We start from the raw sequence: 13,889 nt of genomic DNA on the forward strand, positions 1-13,889 counted from the left end.
GATCGGCGGCGAGCCGCAGTGAGCTACTGATTGGTAGCGATCTGTCCGGTGTCGGTATGTCCGATTTCGGATCGGTCGTCGTCCGCACGAGGGATTCGAGCGGTGCCGGTGTCCGCCACATCGGTCAACAGCTTCCGGAAGGCACCTATGTACTCGTGAACCCGCGCGGTCGCCTGCTCGGTGTTTGGATAGCGAGCCGCGATGTTGATTCCCTGCGGAGTTCGGTTGATCCAGATGTACACGTCGTGCTGGTACTGCTTGCTGCGCAGCGCTCGGGCGTTCCAGTCCGGCCAGTGTTCGGCGGCAGGCGCGAACCGTACATCCATGAACGAGACGACGAAACGCGGGCGGGCGGAATAACCGAGAGTGGTGAACACACGATCGAGAGGAACGCGGGCGATCGGTTTGGTCTTCTTCACCTCGGCCGAGGCCGCCGCGACCACCGAGCCGAACGAATCCGCACCGGCGATGTCGAAAGAGATAGGACACAGTCCGACGAACCAGCCCAGTGCGGAGGCCCACTGGGGCTCGTCGCGAGTGTGGACCGGAGTCACCGTGCGAAAACGAGTGCCGCCGCCCAGTTCGGAGCCGGTGAGGGCGAGCACTGCGAGCAACCCGGCGAACAGGCTGTGTCCGGTCTTGCGGCACGCGACCGAGAACGAGTCGGCTTGATCGGGATCGAGCACCCACGCGGACAATCCGCCCTGCGGCAGATCGTCCGGGCTCGGATCGCCGATGTCGAGTGGAAAGGCCGGTAGCTCACCTTCGCCGTCGAAGAGGAAATCCCGCCATATCCTCACTGCGTCGTGCGAGTGCTCCAGCTCTGCGTTCCTCTCGCGTTCGGAGGACCCGAAGTCGAGGTAGCTGCCGGCCTCGAACAGGCCGGCAGGCGCGCCACCGAGTTCTTCTCCGTACAGCGCAGCAATCTCGTGGGCGACCAGAACCGTGGACAGACCGTCGATGATCGAGTGATCCGCTGCGAAGAACACGGTGACCGGACGCGTCTCGTCCACCGGTTCGAGAGTCACGAATGCGTAGGCGGGCCAGATCAGCGGTGAGGTGAACTCGTCGAACAGATACTGCAGATGCTCGAACACCTCGCTCGATTGCGCGCACCGTTCCTGCTCGACCTGCCAGATGTCGATGGCACCCTGCGCGGCCGTCACCCGCGTCATCTCGCCCGTCACCTCGTCGATCGACGCGCTCGAACGCATCGCCTCGTGCCGGTCGATCCAGTTCAGAACTGCCTGGCGAAACGCCGGCTTGTTCAGGGGGCCTGCGATCTCGAAGGCCGCACCGAGCCATGATTCACGACCGCGACGAGGACTGCTCAGGCTCGTACGAAGGTGCGCCTCGTGGACGTAGGACGTCGGCCTGGCGTCGGGATGCCACCCTGCGGCCTCGGGAGTGCGGGCCTGCGGGCCGACGCTGGGTATCCACTCGGTGAGCGTGCCCGCGGGAACCGCGTAGTCCGCCAACTCCGTGAACTCCATATCGGCAGCAACCAACCTTCGTCGTACGCATCGGGGGGGACAGGGCCCTTGCGGCCCTGCCGCGGAGTCTAACGACGACCCGTTGTATCGATCAAGACGACGGCGCGCTACCGGCGCCGTCGCCCGTCAACGCAGGTGACGCTTGATCCGCGCCAACATCGCCGACATTCCGCGCAGTCGCAACGGACTGACCGCGTCGCTCAGCCCGAGAGCCGAGTAGAAGTCGTCCGGTACGTCGAGGATCTCCTGAGCGCCGAGACCGTCGAGACCCTGCGCCAGGATCGAGGCGAATCCCCGCGTGGTCGGAGCTTCCGGCGGGGCGCTGAAGTACAGCCGGACCCGCGCCGGATCGCCTGCATCCACCGACAGGAACAAGGGAGACTGGCACTCCGGCACCGGTTCCATCGCGTCCTGCGCAAGGTGGTCCGGCAGTGGAGGCAGTTCGCGACTGAACTCCAGCAGTAGCTGCAGCTTGTCCTGACCCTCCACCGCTGCGAAGTCTTCGACGATCTCGGCCAGGGATTCCGGCAGGGCGCTCATCGAGCGGCCGGAGCCGATCCGGGCTCCTCGCCCTTGGCGATCGGAACGCGAACGGCGTTGCCCCATTCGGTCCACGAGCCGTCGTAGTTGCGAACCGACTGGTACCCGAGCAGATGGGTCAACACGAACCAGGTGTGGCTCGAACGCTCACCGATGCGGCAGTACGCGATCACGTCGTCGGTGGCGGAGGTGTCGGAGTAGATCTCGTCCAGCTCGGCCCGAGAACGGAAGCGTCCGTCCGGTGCGGCTGCCTTGGCCCAGGGAATGCTCACGGCGGTGGGGATATGACCTCCGCGCAATGCACCTTCCTCCGGGTAGTCCGGCATGTGGGTGCGCTCGCCGGTGTACTCGGCGGGGGAGCGAACGTCGATCAACGGCACCGTTCCGAGCGAGCCGAGGACGTCGGAGGCGAACGCGCGGATGGGCGCGTCGTCGCGTTCGATCACCGGGTAGTCGGTTGCGGGGAACTCGGGCACGTCGAGGGTGGTGTCGCGGTTCTCCGACAGCCAGGCGTCGCGACCGCCGTCGAGGAGACGGACGTCCTGATGTCCGAACAGAGTGAAGACCCACAGTGCGTACGCGGCCCACCAGTTGCTCTTGTCGCCGTACACGACGATGGTGTCTTCTCTGGAGATGCCTTTGCGGCTCATCAGCTTCGAGAACTGCTCGCCGTCGATGTAGTCGCGGGTGACCGGATCGTTGAGGTCGAGATGCCAATCGATCTTGACCGCGCCGGGAATGTGGCCGACGTCGTAGAGCAACACGTCCTCATCGGATTCGACGACGCGAAGGCCGGGGGTACCGAGATGAGCGGACAGCCATTCGGTCGATACGAGACGATCCGGATGCGCGTAGTCGGCGAACGTTGCGTTGGAATCGGTTGGTACAGGCACGTATCGGCTCCTACGGAAGATATTCGGCTGGCGGCCCGCCCGGGGGTGAACGGTCTGCACTGTCGATCCTATGCGGAACCTCTGTCGCGGGGCGGGAGTGGAGCCTGCGGAATGGGTTTGTCAGAGCGTCAGTGCAGCGTTCTCGGCCTTCGCTGCCGAGGTCCGCATGAGAGCGACGAGTTCCGCGGTGAACGCATCCATCACCGAGTGTGCCGTTGCAGTGTCGGGGAATCGTGACCGCAGTGCCAGGCCCGATGCGGTGCGGGAGACCCAGAACTGCGCGTCGTCGGACACCGTGGCATTGCTGATGTGGTGTGCATCGGTTCGGTCGAAGCGTTCGTGGCCACCGATCTTGGTGTAGTCGATGTAGGACACCATGAACACGTCTCGACGCGACAGGGTGAACGCGTCACCGAGGTTGTTCAGTACCTGGGGGATCGGAACGCCGCTCAACGGTAGTGCCGCGCGAAACGCGGTGTGGGCCGCGGTGATCGTGTCGGCGAGGTCGCGTTCGACCTCCACGGTCATGGGAGCGTTGGTGGTGAACCAGCCCAGTGCACGCGAGAATTGCTGCTGATGGCGGGTGTGCAACGGGAACAGGAACGGCACGCGGCTCGGTCCGCCGATGCCGGCGCAGGCCTGTGCGATCGCAGCGACGACACCGGCGAACATTCCGGCTCCGGAACGGGCGCAGAGCTGCTCGAAGTCGAGGGTGTGCTGCGCGTCGAGCAAGCGGGTGACAGTCGTTGCCTGAGGCGCGGTTTCACCTTCGGCGACGCCGAGGTCGAGTGGGAAACGCGGTGTGGTGCCCCCGCACTCGGTGAGAAAGTTCGACCACCGCACCATGCGCTCGTCCGTGGCATCGACGAGCGGCCGGGTTGCTTCGACGCGGCAGTATTCGACGAACCCACCGACCGGAGGCAGGTCCGTCTCCGGGTTCGGCGGGCAGCGGCGGTAGGCGTCGTACAGGGTGTGGATCTCGTCGACAACGACTGCGATCGACATGGCGTCGACGTTGGAGTGGTCGAAGGCGCACAGGATCGTCGAGGTATCCGGCCGATCGATTCCGAAGCAGGTGTACGACGGGAATCGTCGTGCATCGCAATGTAGTTCGAGCGTGCTTCGGAGGTGATTCCGGAGCGTCGACGCCGACGAGAAGGCGGTTCGAGTGGATTGCCTCATCTCGACTGCACCCGGTTCGTAGAGCGTTCTCGCTACTCCGTCCACCCCGCGAACGAAGGAACTGCGCAGAGTGTCGTGGCGGTCGATCAGGTGCTCGAAGGCCCACCCGAGTGCTCGGGTATCGAGGTTGCCCTGCACTTCGAAGGCTCCGGCTATCCAGACACGCTCGGCCTCGTCCAGATCACCGAGGTGGAACTGCTGGTTGAACGACGGCGGAACCGGTGACGGCTGTGGATTCCCGGTGACGACGGCGGTGAACTCGACGACTGCACCCGCGCGTGGGGTGTACTCAGTGATCGAGGTGACCCGCACCGGCCGCCTCCTGAACGAGATCGCCGGGCGTCAGGCTGTAATCACCTTCGCGAGCAATGGTTTCCAGGACGTGTGCCAGATGATCGTGGTACCGCTTCACCGCTGCGGCGGCAACGTCGGTGTCGGGGGTCTGGGCCACCAGATACAGGTGTTCACCGTCTCGGTTGATCCACATCGACGCGTTCGAAGTCGAACCCTCGCCGGTGAAATGTTCGGCGCGTGTGTCCGCATCTCGCCCGACGCCGGGGAACCAGCGAAAGTCGATGTACGAGAGCATGTTCGGACTCACTGCCAACTCGCTACCGAGAGTGCCGTCGGCGGCCAGAGCGCCCAGTACGGCGTGCACCGGGGCCTCCGCGATCTGCTTGGCCTGCTCGAATCCTCGGTGGGCTGCGGCCGCGACGTCGGAGAACCTGTCGTTTCCTGCCACCTCGAACGCGACCGGAGCGAAATTGACGAACCACCCCTGGGATTGTCCGTAGTCACCGTGGTGCCGGGTACTGAGCACGGTGATCCCGAAGTAGTCGGTGGTTCCGGCCAATTCGAAGTCGGTGATCCCGACGGCGGCGAAGATGCCGCTGCTCATCCGGGCCCCGGCGGCCTTGCATGCGGCGTCGAATGCAGCAGTCGGTTCCTTGCTCAACAGGTGGCGTTCGACGATGCGAACCGGAGCTTTCTCGCCGGGCGCGAGTCCGAGGCCGAGTGGGAACCGAGGCATGCGGCCGTCGTGTCGGGTGAAAATGTCTCGCCAGGCCGCGATTTCGGGAGAATCGGCCGTGAACGTCGCGGCGCGAGCCCGCTCGTCGGCGGCGTAGGTCAGATGGCTACCTGCCTGTGCGGGAGCCGGTACGTCCGCGCCGGTCTCGAGTGCGTACAGATCGGCCAACTCGCTGATCACCAACGCCTGCGAGCCACCGTCGGTGAATGCGTGATCTGCGCCGTAGTACAAGGTGAAGCTGCCGGGCCTGGCCACGACACCGACGACGAATCCGGGCCAGACGTCGGCCGTTGCCTCGGACGAGAAGCGCCCACGTACGTAGCGTTGGAATTCGTCGTCGTCCGTGGTTTCTCCGGCGTCGGTCACCTCGAACGCTGCGACCTCGGGTGGGGCGAGACGCCGAACGACGTCGTTTCCCTCGACCTCGAACCAGCATCGAAGACCCTCGTGGCGCAATACGTAGGCGGCCAGTGCGCGGCTCATCGCATCGGTGTCCACGTCACCGTCGATCTCGGTTGCTACCCCGGTGTACGCGGTATGAAGGTCGCCGCGTTCGCGGGCCGCCCACGCAGCCTTGAGATGGTCCTCCTGGAGGAACGAGGCAGGAGTCGAATCGACAGGTGCCGCTTCGGCACTCGCCCGGGCCGCCGAAGTGGGGTGCCACTCCAACAGCCGGCCGGGAGCGGGATTCCATCTACCCATGGCGGTGATGATCATCGTCGCTTCATCCTCCTCGATACGGGCCGCGGGCCGATTCCATCGCTCACTCTGCGGCGACTGTCACCGACCGAGCGGCCGACGTGAGCACCGTATCGGTACCGCGGTCGGAGTCGATCACTGCCGTCAACACCGCGACGAACTCGGTGATGAAACGGTGGACGTTGGTGGATGCGACGTCCGAGCTGGGGAATCGTGCGGAGATGTTGAGCCCTTGCAGCGTCCGGTTGACCCAGAAGTAGACCTCGTCGTCGGCGTGGCAGTTGCTCCGCAGAGCCCTACCCTTGCGGTCCTGCCACTGCTCGGCGTCCGGGAGGAATCGAAGATCGATGTAGGACACCACGAATCGGGGAATTTCCGTCGACTCGAGGATCTGGGCGATCTTGGAGTACGGCATCCGGGCCAACCCCTTGTTGGCTGCGCCTGCAGTCGCCGCGGCCTCGAGCGCCTCCCCGAACGTGCGTGCGTTGTCGAGCTGAATCTCCATCGGCAGAATTCCGACGTACCAGCCGACTGCCGCGGCCCACTTCTGTTCGTCCCTGGTGTGCATCGGCATCACGGTGCGCAACGTCGTGCGGCCGGACAGGCGGACGTTCGTCAGCGCCAGAGCGGCGAGTATTCCGGCCTGCATGTTGTACCCGCCTGCGCGGCATGCGGTGTTGAAGGCGTCCGATTGATCGGAGGTCAGCAGCCAGGACGAGATGCTGCTCTGCGCGGCCGGGTCGGTGTCGGTGAGCGCGCGGTCGACCGACACCGGAAGCGGAAACGCGGGAAAGCGTCCGTCCTCGACTGCCAGGAAGTCCTGCCACGTCCGTACGGCGCTGTGGTCACCGGTCAGCGTCTCGCCGAGGGTCCTCTCGGACTGGCTGAAGTCGACGTAGCTGCCTACCTCGGGCAACTCCGGGTCGATGCCTTCGAGGGCGTGTGCGTAGAGCCGGTCGATCTCGTTGATGGCATAGATCTGGCTGTAGGCGTCCATCACCGAATGGTCGGCGGCGAACGCGAGCAGGAACGACTCTCCTGGACCGTTCGAGAGAGCGCGTGAGGCATCGTCCGGTTCGATGGTGGCGAGGACGAAGTGCGGCCATGCGGTCGGGGACACGGTTTCGCCGAACCAGGAGTGCAGATGGCTGAAGACCTGAGTCTCGGTCCGGGGTTCGGTGTGCGCCCGGTCGATCACCTGCACCGCATCTGTCGGTGCGGTGTAGCGCAGCCAGGAACCGGATTCCTCGTCGCGCCGAACCTTTGTGCGAAATGCCTCGTGACGGCCTATGTATGCGGTGATCGTTGCGCGCACCGCCTCGACGTCGTAGCGGCGATGAATCTCGAACACCGTGCCGATCCACGAGCCCGGTGCGCTGCGCTCGCAATGGTCCTGGTGTGTGAACGACAGCCCACGGGGGTCCGGTGCCCAACGGTCGTCGTCGACGCGGGGGACCCACTCGGTCAGGCGACCGGCGGGGAGGGGGTAGTCGGCGAGTTCGGTGTATTCCATGGGAGTCCTCTTCCGTTCCGGGCTCGGTCAGCGGTGTGCGGCGTCGGTTCGTATTCGCACGTTCGATTACGGTCGAGTCGATCGTGTAAACCTGTCAGCGGTGCTCGTGCAGCGGACCGGTCGTTTATCTGCTTGCTGTTGGATTGCTGCTTTCCGCATTGAAAGAACAACGTCATTGCCGTCGACCCGAAGTGAGTTCAGCACACACGATAGGGCGTAAGTGAAATTATTTCGCGACGCGTAAAAGTAATTCTTCTCACTGCCGAACGTCTTGACCCACCGGGCTCCGATCAGCAGTCGGCGGTGTGTCCGATTGTCGTATCCTACGATCGGATCACTGATTTTGCTGGTCATAGTGATGACAGATCACAGTCGGAGTGTGGTGCGATCGGTGTCGGAGGTCCACACACGACCCACGCCACTGAACGGCCCGAACATGGTGCGGGACACAATCGGGACCCTTTTCTGTGCATCCGACCCCTTTTCCGTACATGTATTGCCGAATGTGAATGCATTGATGGTGGCGAATTGACACCACCGCCCCTGTTTCCTCGATGTAGTAGGTTCGGCGCGTGACTCGAATTGGATTTGCCGATCACCTATTCTTGCGAATGCATCACGGCATCGGATATCCCGTCTACAACCAGTTCCTGTGGTGGTTCGACGAATCCGTCCAGCGAGTGGACCTGGAAAAACTACGGGACAACCTGTCCGACGGTCTGCTCGCGCGCCGAGTGGTCGCGTCGACGGTGCCTACTGCCCGCGATCGATGGGTGGCATCGAACGTCTCCCATTCACTGGATTTTCATCCAGACTTCATCGAATCCACCGAAGTGTCGGCCTGGGCCGACGGTCGCATCGATCGAGACATCGATCCCGAGACCGGTCTCGGTTGGCGGCTGTCGGCGGCACCGTTGACGAACGGTGGGACGGTGCTGTCGTTGGTCGCTTCGCACATGGTCGCCGACGGCGGCGCTCTGATCGCCGCGTTCGTTGCTGCGAATTCTCCGTCCGAACAATCTCGGCCGGTTCCGAGCGCGGGCGGCATCGCGGCCATCGCCTCGGACCTGCGAGACGCCGCGGACCAGGTGCGGTCCGTTGCAGGCTGGTTGGTGAACACCGCTGCGTCCGCGCTCCCGATTCCCGCCCGATCCGGTCCGGACGCAGCTGTCCCGCGCTCGCGGCCGACTCGCTCGCAGCTGACGGCCGGGGCGGTGGACGCCGCCTGGGTATCGCCTCACGCGGTGGCGGAGGTGGATGCAGGTGCCTGGAAGGCAGCCGCCCAGCGATGGGGTGGCACGTCGAATTCCCTGTTCATAGCGGTCCTCACGGCGGCCTCGTTGCAGGCCGGGCGAGCCTCGATCGGAGACTCGGTGCAGTGGTCGTTGCCGGTCAGTGACCGCACCGTCGACGACACTCGATCCAACGCCACCAAGATCGTCAAGATCGAGGTCCCCGTCACCGACGCGGCCGACCGCGATCTGTCGACGATCCGGGCAGCCAGCAAGGCGGCGTTCACCGCCTTCGCCGCGAGGCAGGCTGCCGGTCTACCACCCGCAGGCATCTCGCAGGCTCTCGTGCAGATGCTGCCCGACGCCGTGGTCGCGCGAGTTCCGCAACCGCGTGACGGCGCGGAAGGACTGGCCTCGAACCTGGGTGTTCTGCCCGAGGTCTTCACCACGGTGGCCGGCATTCGAGCTCGGGCCGTGTCGGGCAGAGCGACCTTCGCGGGTGCCGACGCCGCGTTCGCGCGATCGTTGGACGGTGGCCTGACTGCGTGGGTATGCGAGACGGACGCGAGCGTCACCGTGACCGTCCACGCCATGGATCCCGATCGATTCGTCGATGACCAGGCGCTGCGTGACCACCTGGCGGAGGCCCTGGATCGTTGGGAACTGACCGCGCGCTTCTGGTGAGTGCCTCAGCGGTTCCGCGCAGCCGCCTCGGTGATGTCGGCAGCTGCGGCCACCGCTGTTGCGGTCGGGGCAACGGCGTCTGCGAGTCGGCGTGCCGCCTGCCTGGCACGGTCGGTAGTGATATCGGCAATGCCTTGCTGCAGAACGGATTCGGTCAACGTCGAGAACTTCGTGCTGGTTCCGGCTCCGATCCGGCGCAGCGCGGCTCCCCAGAACGGCTGATCGGCGCTGAACCAGCAGGCGAGTGTCGGCAGTCCGGCCCGCGCCGTTGCAGCCGTCGTACCCGCGCCACCGTGGTGGACCGCAGCCAGGCATCGCGGGAGAATGCTCGTGTGATCGACTGATTCGACGATCATGATGTTCGAGTTCGACTGGGCAGCAACAGAATCGGCACCGACCAGGTCGCTCCAGCCGGCACAGACGAGAGCGCGCACGCCCAGCCGTCCGGTCACGTTCTCGATCATGCGCAACAGTGCCGTCGGATCGGGCACGGGCATACTGCCGAATCCGAAGTACACCGGCGCGGACCCTGCCTGCAGCCATGTCTCCAGTGCTGGATCGACGTCGACGCGAGCGCCGCTCAGCCCCAGGAATCCGACGAACGGCCTCTGCGGGCCCCACTGTTCGGCGAGCCCGGGGAACAGTGCCGACTCGTAGGCCTGAATCTCCACTCCGCCGTAGCGTTCGGATCGAACGGGCAGCGAACTGCGGGTCGGTGCCAGGCCCAGGGACACTCTCTGCGCGTTCTCGCGAGCCTTCATGGACTTCCAGCGCATCGATTCCGCCAGCGCCCACATCGATCGGTTGACGTATCCCGGCAACGTGGCCCCCGGGGTCACGGGCACGACGTCGTTGCGTCGAAGCGGGCAATAGTGCAGTGCCACAAAGGTATTGCCTGCAGACTCCGCCATGTTGAACGCCATCTCCTGCCCCAGCGAACCGGTGACGATCGCGTGGCAATCCTGGGCCATCTGCTCGAGTTCGGCGGTCATCTGATCCCAGCCGTGATTGGCCAGTTCCGCGAGTGCCGCCATCCTGGTCCGCGGGTTACGCGACTTGATGCGCACTCTGATCAACTCCGACTCCAACAGGCGCTGGGTGTCGGGCCCGAACGAGACCACGCTGACTCGTTCGGACTCAGCCGTTTTCGCGCGAGCGAAGTCCAGCAGGTTGGGCGGTGCGCCGAACACCACGTCGTGTCCGCGATCCGCGAGTTCGACGCCGAGTGCGATACCCGGCGTCACGTCACCGCGACTGCCGTTGAATGGCATCACGAACTTCATAGGGTCACTCGCAGTCGCGTCGGCGTGGAAAACGTCCTCAACCTATCAGTCCTGCCCGTTCCAGTCCGGTTCGGAAAACATATGGCGGGAAACACATTTGCGGCCCACCTGCGTCCGCACTCGTGCAGCGATAGTCTCGCGTAGTGGAAAGACTGACGTACGACGACGACCTGTTCCTCCGCATGGAATGCGTTCTCGGGGTACCCGTGGTGAACCAGATCGTCTGGCGGTTCGACCGCGCCGTCGCACCGGACGCGCTCCGATCCATGTGGCGATTGCTCGCCGCAGGCCCCATCGATCGATCGGTTCGGCGGGCCTGGGTGCCCGGAGCCCGTGACAGTTGGACAGCAGCGCGTCGACCCGCCGATCCCGTGGTCAGCGGATCACCGATCGCCCGCGCGGCGGTCGACAGGTGGATCGAGGACGAGGCCGCGGTGACGCTGGACCCGATCGGGGGACCGGCGTGGCGGTTGTCGGCCACCTCGGTGGCAGAAGGCGGGACGGTCGTATCGCTGGTCGGCTCTCACGTCGTCGGCGACGGCGGTGCCCTCACCTCCGCGGCTGCGGCCGCACTGGCCGGACACGCAGTGCCCGACGATTTCGCACGCGTCGGGCTCGATCACGGTTCCGAGTCCGCGGCGGCGGTCACCCGCGCCGATCTGTCCGATGGTCTCGGCCGCGTCGGTGCGGCGCTCTCGGGTGCGGCCCGAGTGCTCGGCCGCACCGCGGTGGAGGCGATACGGGCACGGACCACGGCGTCCGCCGAGCCGAGCGAGGGAACACCGGACGGCACGGGTGCAGGCCCTGACCGTCCGCGTGTGATCGTCGCCCCTGCGGAAGGGGCGTGGAGGCCGAGCACCGTCGTCGTCGATTGCCTGTCCGCCGAGTGGTCTGCTGCCGCGGCGAACAAGGGCGGCAGTTCCAACAGCCTTCTGGTCGCGGTGGTGCTCGGGATCCTGACCGGGAGCGGCCGAGTCGGGGTGGAGGACCGCGTACGCGTCGCCCTCCCGGTCAGCACCAGGACCGTGGGAGATCGGCGGGCCAACGCGACGTCCGGGGTCTCGATCCACGTCGACCCGGGAGCGGCGTATCTCGACGATCTCGGAGCAATTCGAGCGTCGAGCAAGCAGGCATTCAGAACCCAGGCCGATCGCACGGTCACGACGACGTTCGAGCTCCTCAAACCGCTGATGCAGTTGCTGCCCGACGCGATCGTGGCCAAACTCGCCGCGTCGGGCTCGGCACCGCTGTGCCTGTGCTCGAATCTCGGTGCCAGAGGTGTCGCACTGCGCACCATCGGTGGCGTCGACGCCACCGCGGTGGCGATGAGGTCGATCACGCAGAACACCGATGTGGCCTTGCTGCGCCGCACCGGCGGTGGCGTCAGTGCCTGGTGGAACGAATCGGGCGAACGCGCAACCCTGTGCGTCACCGGGCTCGATCCGGACAGCTTTCCCAGCAAGGAACACCTGAGAGGGCTGGTCGAGGCGGAGTTCGATCGATGGGGCCTGACGCCGGAATTCTGGTGACCTCGAGACAAGTCACAACTGCGGGCGAGGACGGATTTTCGACCGGATCGCCCGTGAGGCTATGCTTTCCGACTGTTCGAGTGTTCGGGCAGGTGTGAGAAAGGGGAGCGATCCATGGCAGTGGTCGTGTTGTTCGGGTCCGAGACCGGTACGGCCGAGGAGGTCGCCGACAAGATTGCGGACGTCCTCAGCGATCATGACGCCGAGGTACGCGACATGCTCGAGTACGAGGTGTCCGATATCGACACCGACGACTTCCACGTGGTCATCTGCTCCACCTACGGAGACGGAGAGCTTCCCACCGGTGCAGAACCGTTCTTTGAAGCCCTCGTCGAGGACGCGCCGGACCTGGCCGGACTGCAGTTCGCGGTGTTCGGTCTCGGCGACCGGGTCTACGAGGACACCTTCAACCGCGGCGGCGAGATCATCGCAGAGAAGCTCACCGAGCTCGGCGGCAAGCAGGTGGGTACTCATGCTCGGCACGACAGCTCGTCGAACATCAGGCCGAAGACCATGGCCGAGGAGTGGGCTCGCGAACTGATCGACCTGCTGCCCTGAGAACAGGAATCGGCTCCGGCGGCCCTGCGGTCGGCGGAGCCGCAAGGGTCAGGACGGGCTTCTGTCCCACAGCGCGGCCAGGGACGTACCCACACGAGTGAGCAGGGTGCGCACCAGCGGTAGGCCTATCCCGATCACCGACGACGGATCGCCCTCGATGCGGTCGACGAACCAGCCGCCGAGCCCGTCCAGCGTGAACGCCCCCGCCACCGACAACGGTTCACCGGAGTCGAGGTAGGCCTCGAGGTCGACCGAAGACGGCGTCGCGAAATGCACGACTGTCGAACTGTGCGCTGCAGCCTGCGCCACGACCACCCCGTCGGTCACTCGGAGCACAGCGTGGCCGGTCAGCAATTCGCCGCTGTTCCCCGCCATGGACTGCCATCTCTCGCGCGCCACCTCGACCGAATGCGGCTTTCCGTGCAGCTCCCCGCCGATGGCCAGCATCGAATCGCAGCCGACGATCACCAGATCCTCGGTCGAATCCGTGAACGTCTCGGCCACCGCCGCAGCCTTGGCTCGAGCCAATTCCGTGACCACCGTTTCCGGAGACGCCGAAGGTCCGAGCTCTGCAGTCAACGCATCCTCGTCGACACCCGACACCCGAACGATCGGCTCCACCCCGGCACCACGCAGTACCGACAGGCGCGCAGGCGACGCCGACGCCAGGACCAGACGAACAGGCCCCGGCGCAGCGTCGGAGGACTGCACCGTCACCGTGGGTGACGGCCCGATGCGGCATACGAATACGCCGATTGAGGTGCGAATCGGCGATGCAGCAACTCCGGCGAACCCCAGAGCTCGCGAGGACGAGAATCGCCCGCCGACTCCGATCCGCCCTGCGCAGCGGTCAGAACAGCCACCAACGCGGCGAGTTCCTCGTCGCTCGGATTGCCCTTCACCACACGAACGGCTGCGGGAGTTGCGGAGACCGCCTCGTCGTTCGCTTCGTCATGATTCGCTTCTGCGCTCACTGCAACATGATTCGCTTCGCTCATAGGGGGATGTTTCCGTGTTTCTTGGGTGGGAGGGTGACTTGTTTGCGTTCGAGCAGTCGTAGGGCGGTGACGATCTGGCCGCGGGTGTGGCTGGGGGGTATGACGGCGTCGAGGTAGCCGCGTTCGGCGGCGATGTACGGGTTGACGAGGGTGTCTTCGTATTCCTGCTGCAGTGTCAGGCGGAGAGCGTCGACGTCTTCACCGTTCTTCGCTGCCTCGAGCAGTTGTTTGCGGTAGACGAACCCGACGGCACCG

13 protein-coding genes are annotated in these 13,889 nt (G+C 65.2%); 3 read left to right on the forward strand and 10 right to left on the reverse strand.

What is annotated here, in order from left to right:
- Positions 1 to 23: 23 nt before the first annotated feature.
- The 6 genes from CH302_RS22330 to CH302_RS22355 all read right to left on the reverse strand — a co-directional run bounded on the left by CH302_RS22330 (position 24) and on the right by CH302_RS22355 (position 7,350).
- The gene (locus CH302_RS22330) at positions 24 to 1,493 is read right to left on the reverse strand and encodes a condensation domain-containing protein (RefSeq protein WP_037188064.1); all 1,470 of its coding nucleotides are present in this window, start codon (positions 1,491 to 1,493) and stop codon (positions 24 to 26) included.
- A 126-nt stretch (positions 1,494 to 1,619) separates the two neighbouring features.
- Positions 1,620 to 2,033, reverse strand: coding sequence for a SufE family protein (locus CH302_RS22335; RefSeq protein ID WP_037188062.1), 414 nt, complete (start codon positions 2,031 to 2,033; stop codon positions 1,620 to 1,622).
- A complete protein-coding gene (locus CH302_RS22340) occupies positions 2,030 to 2,926 on the reverse strand; it encodes a sulfurtransferase (protein WP_037188058.1) in 897 nt (298 codons plus the stop codon). The genes CH302_RS22335 and CH302_RS22340 overlap by 4 nt, the downstream gene beginning before the upstream one ends.
- A gap of 120 nt (positions 2,927 to 3,046) precedes the next feature.
- Positions 3,047 to 4,420 carry a condensation domain-containing protein gene (locus tag CH302_RS22345; RefSeq protein WP_037188057.1) on the reverse strand — a complete coding sequence of 458 codons (1,374 nt, stop codon included), beginning with the start codon at positions 4,418 to 4,420 and terminating at the stop codon, positions 3,047 to 3,049.
- Entirely contained in the window at positions 4,398 to 5,855 is a 1,458-nt protein-coding gene (locus tag CH302_RS22350; RefSeq protein WP_037188056.1) for a condensation domain-containing protein, read from the reverse strand. The genes CH302_RS22345 and CH302_RS22350 overlap by 23 nt, the downstream gene beginning before the upstream one ends.
- Positions 5,856 to 5,901: 46 nt before the next feature.
- Positions 5,902 to 7,350, reverse strand: coding sequence for a condensation domain-containing protein (locus CH302_RS22355; RefSeq protein WP_037188055.1), 1,449 nt, complete (start codon positions 7,348 to 7,350; stop codon positions 5,902 to 5,904).
- 611 nt (positions 7,351 to 7,961) lie between these two features.
- Between CH302_RS22355 and CH302_RS22360 the strand changes: the two genes are divergently transcribed.
- Complete coding sequence (locus tag CH302_RS22360; protein ID WP_037188054.1) at positions 7,962 to 9,266, forward strand: hypothetical protein; 1,305 nt, start codon at positions 7,962 to 7,964, stop codon at positions 9,264 to 9,266.
- Between the two features lie 5 nt (positions 9,267 to 9,271).
- Here CH302_RS22360 and CH302_RS22365 read toward each other — a convergent pair whose 3' ends face one another.
- The gene (locus CH302_RS22365; RefSeq protein WP_176460750.1) at positions 9,272 to 10,537 is read right to left on the reverse strand and encodes a glycosyltransferase; all 1,266 of its coding nucleotides are present in this window, start codon (positions 10,535 to 10,537) and stop codon (positions 9,272 to 9,274) included.
- A 155-nt stretch (positions 10,538 to 10,692) separates the two neighbouring features.
- On the opposite strand from CH302_RS22365, the gene CH302_RS22370 reads away from it, so the two are divergent.
- On the forward strand, positions 10,693 to 12,078 hold the full coding sequence (locus CH302_RS22370; protein ID WP_037188051.1) for a hypothetical protein: 1,386 nt from the start codon (positions 10,693 to 10,695) through the stop codon (positions 12,076 to 12,078).
- A 114-nt stretch (positions 12,079 to 12,192) separates the two neighbouring features.
- Entirely contained in the window at positions 12,193 to 12,636 is a 444-nt protein-coding gene (locus CH302_RS22375) for a flavodoxin domain-containing protein (protein ID WP_032397647.1), read from the forward strand.
- 48 nt (positions 12,637 to 12,684) lie between these two features.
- On the opposite strand, the gene CH302_RS22380 is transcribed toward CH302_RS22375, so the two are convergent.
- From CH302_RS22380 to CH302_RS22390, 3 genes are all read right to left on the reverse strand, one after another.
- Positions 12,685 to 13,347, reverse strand: coding sequence for a Maf family protein (locus tag CH302_RS22380; RefSeq protein WP_230596158.1), 663 nt, complete (start codon positions 13,345 to 13,347; stop codon positions 12,685 to 12,687).
- 2 nt (positions 13,348 to 13,349) lie between these two features.
- Positions 13,350 to 13,634, reverse strand: a complete 285-nt coding sequence (locus tag CH302_RS22385) for an acyl-CoA carboxylase epsilon subunit (RefSeq protein ID WP_052047356.1) — start codon at positions 13,632 to 13,634, stop codon at positions 13,350 to 13,352.
- The coding region (locus tag CH302_RS22390) for a carboxyl transferase domain-containing protein (protein WP_303396304.1) at positions 13,631 to 13,889 on the reverse strand (259 nt) is incomplete at its 5' end. The genes CH302_RS22385 and CH302_RS22390, both read right to left, overlap by 4 nt.

Source organism: Rhodococcus sp. 15-2388-1-1a, assembly GCF_002259145.1.
In the GTDB taxonomy this organism is placed as follows: Bacteria; Actinomycetota; Actinomycetes; order Mycobacteriales; family Mycobacteriaceae; genus Rhodococcoides.